The sequence below is a fragment of the Thalassovita autumnalis genome, assembly GCF_001458255.1.
Taxonomy (GTDB): domain Bacteria; phylum Pseudomonadota; class Alphaproteobacteria; order Rhodobacterales; family Rhodobacteraceae; genus Thalassobius; species Thalassobius autumnalis.
In genome coordinates, this window is record NZ_CYSB01000040.1 from 369,411 (window position 1) to 377,154 (window position 7,744).

A 7,744-nucleotide genomic window follows, 5' to 3' on the forward strand; every position below is an offset into this window, starting at 1 on the left:
ATACGCCGGGCCACGCCCAAGCTACGCCTGCCCCCCCCCCCCACGGCACCAGTGGCAGCTGCTGCACCGGCACAGGACACTGCGCCGGAAATCCAATCCCTCATCGAAGGCACCGCCAAACGGATCCAGCACCGTGCCGCGCTGATCGCAACCCTTGCCGGGCTACACGGCGAAGAGGTGCCGCTGACGGATGTGGCCGAATACATGTGGGTACAATCCCCTGGTGATGTTTCCCTGAAGGCGCTGGCCAAGGCGCTGGATCACGCAGGCATAGCCCCAAAGATCAGCCAGAAGGTCACGCCAGCCCCCACGCTCTGGCCCGCGATTGCTGAGATGAGCAATGGGCAGTCCATTCTCATCCTGTCACAAGAAGATGAGGTGCTGACGATCTATGACACCACCTGCCCCGACAATCGCGCCGAAGTGCCGCTGGCAGAATTCACACCGCATTTCACCGGCACCATTCTGGCCGCCAAAACCAGCCTGCGTCAGATGGCCGAACGCCATGTGCCGCAACTGACCAAGGGCCATTGGTTCTGGGGCGAACTGCCAAAGTTCCGCCGTCATATCAGTGAGATCATGCTTGGGTCATTGGTGGCCAATGTGCTGGCCGTGGCTGTGGCGCTGTTTTCGCTGCAGGTCTATGACCGGGTGATCCCGCATCAGTCCGAGGCGACGCTGTGGGTGCTGGCCATTGGTGCCATCATGGCCATCGGGCTGGAAGGCCTGTTGAAACTGGCCCGCGCCCGGCTGTCGGATGCGGCGGGGCGGCGGATGGAACTGTCGATCCAGAACATGCTGATGCGCCGCCTGCTGGGGATGCGGTCTGATCAACGGGCCCTGCCCCCCTCAGGCCTGTTTGCCGCGATGCGCGATTTCGGGTCTGTGCGCGAATTTTTCACCTCCTCCACCATCGCTGTGTTGGCGGATATGCCTTTTATCCTGTTGTTCCTGGCGCTGGTGGCGTCAATCGCGGGCAATCTGGTCTGGGTTCTGGTCCTCGGCGGTACCCTGATGGTGCTGCCCGCCTATGTGCTGCAAAAACGCATGATTACGCTGACCCGTCAGACCCAAGGCGCCTCGGCCAAGGCGGGCCGGTTGCTGCAAGAGGTGGTCAGCGAGCTGGACACGGTGAAGACCCAACGCGGCGAGGACCGTATTCTGCGGCTGTGGGATGAGCTGAACGCCGTATCCTCCTATGCCTCGGCAGAGCAGCGGCGCCTGTCATCCACCCTGACTTACTGGTCGCAGGGCGTGCAGCAAACCACCTATATCGCCACCGTGGTCATCGGCACCTACCTTGTCTTTGCCGGGCAATTCACCGTCGGCACCATCATCGCCACAGGCATCCTGACCAGCCGCACCCTGGCGCCGCTGACCCAGTTTGCCGGCACATTGGCCCGCTGGAGCAACGTGAAGGCCGCGCTGGAAAGCCTTGATACCATCGCCCTCGCCCCGCAGGAACGTGACAATGAACGGCGCTATCTGCGCCGTGAGACATTCCAAGGCCAGTTTGAGCTGCGCGAGGTGCATTTCGCCTATGATGAAGACGGTCCGGCCACATTGGACGTGCCTGCTGTGGTGATCAAACCCGGTCAGCGCGTCACCATTCTGGGCGCAAACGGATCTGGCAAATCGACTCTGCTGAAACTGCTATCGGGTCTTTATGCGCCCAGCAAGGGGCGGGTGATGCTGGACGGCACCGACATGTCCCAGATCGATCCGCGCGACCTGCGCCGCGGGATTGGCTACCTCAGCCAAGATATTCGCCTGTTTGCCGGTTCGCTGCGCGACAACCTGAACCTCAATCAGTTGGAGCGGGATGATGACCGCCTGATGCAGGCGTTGGAATTTGCCGGTCTTGGCCCCTTCCTGCGGGCACATCCGCAAGGGCTGGACCTGCAGATCCGCGATGGGGGCGAAGGTCTGTCGATCGGGCAGCGTCAGTCAATCGGCTGGGCGCGCCTGTGGCTGCAGAACCCTTCGATTGTGCTGCTGGACGAACCGACCGCTGCCTTGGATCAGACGCTGGAGCGGACGCTGGTCAGCCGTCTGGAGGGCTGGCTGCAGGGCCGCACCGCGTTGATCGCCACACACCGCACCCCCATTCTGGCACTGTCAAACCGCACCCTGATCCTACAGGCCGGTCGTTTGGTCGTGGATGGGCCGCGCGAACAGGTTCTGGCCCATCTTGCCAGCGGGGAGCGGGGCTGATGTCCGGGATCAGCGAACGCGATTTTGACGAAAGCTTTGACGATCACAGCCGCCTGTCCCGGCTGACCATTCGCTTGGTCGGGCTGGCCGTTGCCCTGTTCATCGCCTGGGCTGCTTTTGCCGTGGTGGATGAGATTGTGCGCGCTGAGGGCGAAGTTGTCTCCTCCTCTCGATCGCAGATCATTCAAAACCTTGAGGGCGGGATCCTGTCAGACCTAGCCGTCAAACAGGGCGACCTGGTGGAGGCAGGGCAGATCCTGGCCACCCTGCAGGACACCAAGTTCCGCACCGCCTTTGACGATCTGCAGGATCAGATCGACGCGCTGGAGATCAAACGCCTGCGGCTGGAGGCGGAAATTGCCGGCGCCTATGAATTTGACGTCTCAGAGACGCTGGCCGCGCGATCGCAGACCATCCTGACCTCAGAAAGGGCGCTTCTGAAGGCCCGGCAGACCGACCTGAACTCCCGCCGTGAAGGGGCGCTGGTTGTGCTGGAACAGGCCAAATCAGAACTCGCCAATATGGAGCGGCTCTATAAGAAAGAGTTTGTCGCCCTGCTAGAGGTCAACAAAGCCCGCAAAGCCGCCTCTGAAGCCGAAATCCGCTATACCGAGATCAACACCGCCGCCGAGTTGGAACAGGCGGAGGAATACTCCCAAACGCTGAAAGACATTACTTCGCTGCGACAGGAAATGCGGCTGGCGCAGGATCAGCTGAACCGCACCGTGATCACCGCCCCGATGCGCGGGATCGTGAACAACCTGTCAGTGACCACCATTGGCGGCGTGGTGCGGCCGGGGGAAGAGATCTTTGAGATCATCCCGTTAGGTGAAGAGCTGTTTGTGGAGGCCCGCGTGCGCCCGGAAAACATCGCCTCTGTCGGGCGTGGTCAAGCGGCCTCAATCAAGCTGACGGCCTATGACTACACGATTTACGGCACGCTCAAAGGCACAGTGGATCTGATTTCCGCTGACACTTTTGAGGATGAACGCGACCCAAGGGCCGAGCCTTTCTACCGGGTCTCCGTCAGTGTGGACAGCGCCGGGCTGACCGAACGCCAGAAAGCCATTGAGATCCGGCCGGGTATGCGGGCACAGGTTGAGCTGCACACCGGCGAAAAGACGGTTCTGCAGTATTTGCTGAAACCGCTCTACAAGTCGCGCGAAGCCTTCCGCGAACCCTGATTTTCGCAAATTGCAGCACTGCAAGGTCAGCGCCGAATTGAAGCCGTGACAGGTTGGTTTTTGCTAGCTCAGCTCTGACTGGCCAGCAGGCTCAACACCGATGGATCCAGTGAGGTTCCAACCGAGACGTCACGCCCCGCCATTTCAGCCTTGGCAGAGATCACCGACACCAGATAGGGCCGCTGTCCGCCCTGCAGGGCAAAAACCGGCGCGCCCGAGGCACCAAAATCAACCTCGCAGTTCAGAACCAAAGTGGCCTGTTTGCGTGCGATCACCTGACAGGGGTAGGCCATACGCGGATCCTGACGATTGCCGACGGTATAGGCCACGACACTTAGGATATCCCCCTTTTCAGGCCGGCCTTCAAAGGCCAGGGGGGCCACTTCATTTCGGCCGATGGGCTGATCCAGCGTCAGAAGAGCCAGATCATGGCCAACCTGCGCCGCACCATTTGGGCGGTGGCGGTATTCGGGATGTGCGGTGGCAGATACAACGCTGCGTTCGGCCTTGGCACGGCCTTTGGACAGCCCGGCCTGAAAGGTGATGCGATCAGCACGGACGCGGCGGCCAGTGGCAGGATTATATAGGCAATGCGCGGCGGTCAGCACCAGATTGGGGGCCACCAAAGCGCCGGTGCACATGGTTTCGCCCGAGATGGACAAGCGGCCAACCGCTTCCCAACCGGCGATGTTTTCCACGCTGCGCCAAGGGCCGCTTTCGGCATTGGCTGGATCTGTTTTCGGGGCCACTGCAAAGGACAGGGCCAGCGCCAGGCAGAACTTCGCTAAACGCATGTTACCTCCAAATGTCTTGCCCTCACTCAGCCAGCCCGCTGCGGCCAGACTGAGGCGGCTTTCGGTTCATTTGACGGCCCGTGACCGACCTGTGCCGCCTTTGCGCCCGCATTCGCCTTGGTTTTGCCCGGATTACGATTGAGCTGTTCGCTGGCCTCCCCTCCTTAACGGCGCAAAGCTGCCAGATGTGACACCCGCATCGCCGCAATTTGGATTTAGCGCAGGCCACGGGCTGACAAATCGGCATCGCGCGATAGGTTGAGGGGGAGAGGAGACATCATGCCACCCAGTAAACCAAACCGCCGCCATATTCTGATCGGTGCCGCCGCATCCGCCGCAACCGCCAGCCTGTTGCCCCTTGGGCGCCCGCAAGTCGCCCAAGCAAGTGGCTTTGCCCCGTTGGAGGCGCGCAAAGGTGCGGTGCAACTGGCGCCATCAGAATTCCCCAAGACCGAGGTTTGGGGATACGATGGATTGGCCCCGGGGCCGGTGCTGCGCTACCCGCAAGGTGGCCGGTTGCAGCGCCAGCTGGTCAACAGCCTGCCGCAGCCAACCTCAGTACACTGGCATGGCATTCGCATTGCTAACGAGATGGATGGGGTGCCTGGACTGACGCAGGAGGCTGTGCCGCCCGGTGGGCAGTTTGACTATGACTTTGCACTGCCGGACGCAGGCACCTATTGGTATCACGCCCATTGGGCCAGCCCGGAACAGGTGGGGCGCGGGCTGCACGGGGCGCTGGTGGTCACCGAAGCCGATGCGCCAGATGTCGACCGTGATGAGGTTCTGCTGCTGGATGACTGGCGCCTGAATCCCGAAGATGGCCAGATCTTTGCCGATTTTGACAATATGCATGATCGCAGCCACGCCGGTCGTCTGGGCAATATCTCGACCTGTAACGGTCATTACGATGCGGTGATCCCGGTCAAACAAAACGAAAGGCTGCGCCTGCGGCTGATCAATGCGGCCAATGCGCGGATTTTCACCTTAGCGCTACAGGGCATGTCCGGCTGGGTCATGGCACTTGATGGCATGCCCCTGCCCGAACCGATTGTTGCGAGCGAGCCTCTGGTACTGGCACCGGGGCAGCGTATCGACCTGATCGTCGATATCACCGCCGCCGAAGAGGCGCTTTTGCTGCGCCAGGCTGCCAATGGAGAGGCCTGGGTGCAGGTTGCCTTCCCGGTGCGCGACCAGGCTGCCAGCCAACCGCGCGAGGCCCCTGCCCCCCTGCCACCGAACCCCAATATGGCAACAGCCCCCTTGGCGCGGGCCCGCCCGCTGGAACTGCACATGCAGGGTGGCGCGATGGGCGGCATGGCCTCAGCAAGCTATCAGGGCAAAACGCTGGGCATGCGGGATCTGGCACGCAAAGGGCAGTTTTGGGCCTTCAACGGCATCTCGGGGCGCACGGATCAGCCGTTGACCCGCGCCGCTTTGGGGGAAGCACTGCAGATCCAGCTGCGCAACGACACGGCCTTTGCCCATACGATGCATCTGCATGGCATGCACTTCCGCGAGGTGTTGGAGGGCGGCACCTACGGTCCGATGCGCGATACGCTGCTGCTGGGACGCGGCGAAACACGCAGCATTGCCTTTGTCGCAGACAACCCCGGAATGTGGCTGTTCCACTGTCACATGCTGGGCCATGCCGCCAGCGGCATGACAAGCTGGATCGAGGTCTCGGCATAGCCGCCGCATTGGGCATGATGCGTCAAATGGCTAAACGCATACGGTATGCGGCCAGTGTTCGTTTCATTTGGCATGGCCCCAGTTGCCCGTCTAAGCTGATGCCAGCGTCACCTTGAGGTGCAGATGACTGAACCCAAATCCCCCGCTGCCGGGGATCGCATGCCTGACCCACCCGACCCCGCGCCAGAAATGGCCGATGCCCTGCGCTGCGCCAAAACCATCATATTGCAGGTCCGGTCTTCCCCTCATGGGGTAAGGCGTGACCAATTAACGGCCCTCCGGGAGTTTGGGTCGGATCTGGTGAACTTCTGCCTGCAGGACCTGTTGGACCGCGATGTGTTGCGCAGTGAACCCGGCGATCAAAGCTACAGCCTCAGCTTTTCGGAACTGCAATCCATCGTGGATATGGTGCGGCGGCGTGAACTGGCGCTGGTGGCCCAACCGGAACTGTCCGAGCTGCGCAACCTATGTGGGGAATCCGCTGTTGTTTCGGTTGATGACGGGCAGGCCGCCCGCAATCTGGCCCATGTGTTGGGCCCGCATCCGATGCCGGTGATCGATGAGTTTAGCACCCGGTTCCTCTATCACTGTTCGGCCTCCGGCAAGGTCGTCCTGGCCTATGCCACACAGGAGCGTCAGGATCGCCTGCTGAACCAGCCCCTGACCCAGCGGACGGAACACACTTTGCGGGATCGCGCCGCCCTTCGGCTGGACCTGCAGGAAACCAAACGCCGCGGCTATTCGATCTCAGATGAGGAATTTTCAATCGGCCAGCGCGCGGTCTCCGCGCCGATTTTTGGCGAAAGTGGTGAGGTGATCGGCTGTATCACCGTTGCCGGCCCGTCCTATCGCATTCCACACGCCCGCATCCCTGCTCTGGCTGAGGCTGTGAAAGCCGCAGCACGACGCATCACCGATCAGATGATCCGGCCGGATCTGACCCCGAAGCGGCCCACTGACATCTCGGTTCTCAGCGAACAGGCCAGCGGCGAATGCAGTGCACCGAAATGGTCCGAAGAACGGCAGTCCTTTCTATGGATCGATCGTGACGATAATCAGCTATGGCAGTCCAAGCTGGATGGCAGCTCGGAACAGCTGCACCAATTCACCACCCGGCCGCAGGGTCTGGTTGTCACCACAGCCGATCAGGTGGTTGCGCTTTGCGGTGACCGGTTGATCAACCTGTCCAGCGGCAAGGAAAGCCTGATGGAAAGCCCGGTACAATGTGCCGTGCCGGGCACCGCCAATGACATCTGGGCGGTCACCGAACGCTATGGTGAAAAGCAGCTGATCAACCTGACGCTGGACGGCCACGCCAGTGATCACGCCGTGCTGCCGCTGGGGCTGGGATCGATCACCTATTGCGCCGTGTCGGGTTCGATCTATCTGGCCGTGCCTGATCGGGGTGAGATCCTATCTTACAACTTGATCACCCGGCAATTGAAACAGATCTGCCAGTTTTCCAAAGCTTCTGGGCGTCCTGCAGCGCTGGCCATTGACGCCAACTGGTCGCTTTGGGTGGCCTTTGAACAGGGCTGGGGGTTGAGCAAGCTGAGCCTCAATGGCCAGTTACTGGCGCGGTACACATTGCCGCTACCGCACCCCACGGGCCTGTGTTTTGGTGGTCCGAACCGGGACCGTTTGATGGTGACCTCCAAACGGGACGGCCAGCCGCAAGAGGTTCTGGATCATGCCCCGCTGGCGGGTCACGCCCTGCTGTTACAGTTAGATTAAGCGCCTGATCTTAGATCCACGTGGCAGATCACCGCTTCGTGGTCCGACAAGGGTGTGCCTTCAGGGTCCAGTGAAGTGGTCCCACCTTTTCGGACAGTTTTGCAGCTTTGCTAAGGTGTATCGGGT

5 protein-coding genes are annotated in these 7,744 nt (G+C 61.3%); 4 read left to right on the forward strand and 1 reads right to left on the reverse strand.

Annotation, left to right across the window (positions count from 1 at the left end; translation table 11 throughout):
* Positions 1-51: 51 nt before the first annotated feature.
* Entirely contained in the window at positions 52-2,214 is a 2,163-nt protein-coding gene (locus TL5118_RS18475) for a type I secretion system permease/ATPase (protein WP_242601815.1), read from the forward strand.
* On the forward strand, positions 2,214-3,398 hold the full coding sequence (locus TL5118_RS18480) for an HlyD family type I secretion periplasmic adaptor subunit (RefSeq protein WP_058244322.1): 1,185 nt from the start codon (positions 2,214-2,216) through the stop codon (positions 3,396-3,398). Before TL5118_RS18475 ends, TL5118_RS18480 begins: the two co-directional genes overlap by 1 nt.
* A gap of 68 nt (positions 3,399-3,466) precedes the next feature.
* Here TL5118_RS18480 and TL5118_RS18485 read toward each other — a convergent pair whose 3' ends face one another.
* Positions 3,467-4,192, reverse strand: coding sequence for a trypsin-like serine peptidase (locus tag TL5118_RS18485; protein WP_058244323.1), 726 nt, complete (start codon positions 4,190-4,192; stop codon positions 3,467-3,469).
* A gap of 279 nt (positions 4,193-4,471) precedes the next feature.
* Here TL5118_RS18485 and TL5118_RS18490 point away from each other — a divergent pair, with 279 nt between their 5' ends.
* The gene (locus TL5118_RS18490; RefSeq protein WP_058244324.1) at positions 4,472-5,884 is read left to right on the forward strand and encodes a multicopper oxidase family protein; all 1,413 of its coding nucleotides are present in this window, start codon (positions 4,472-4,474) and stop codon (positions 5,882-5,884) included.
* A 123-nt stretch (positions 5,885-6,007) separates the two neighbouring features.
* On the forward strand, positions 6,008-7,618 hold the full coding sequence (locus TL5118_RS18495; protein ID WP_058244325.1) for an IclR family transcriptional regulator domain-containing protein: 1,611 nt from the start codon (positions 6,008-6,010) through the stop codon (positions 7,616-7,618).
* Positions 7,619-7,744 lie beyond the last annotated feature (126 nt).

What these genes read in the sequence shown, in the direction of transcription:
- TL5118_RS18480 (WP_058244322.1), top strand. Translation starts at nt 2,214, where the DNA reads ATGTCCGGGATCAGCGAACGCGATTTTGACGAAAGCTTTGACGATCAC.
- TL5118_RS18485 (WP_058244323.1), bottom strand. Translation starts at nt 4,192, where the DNA reads ATGCGTTTAGCGAAGTTCTGCCTGGCGCTGGCCCTGTCCTTTGCAGTG.
- TL5118_RS18490 (WP_058244324.1), top strand. Translation starts at nt 4,472, where the DNA reads ATGCCACCCAGTAAACCAAACCGCCGCCATATTCTGATCGGTGCCGCC.
- TL5118_RS18495 (WP_058244325.1), top strand. Translation starts at nt 6,008, where the DNA reads ATGACTGAACCCAAATCCCCCGCTGCCGGGGATCGCATGCCTGACCCA.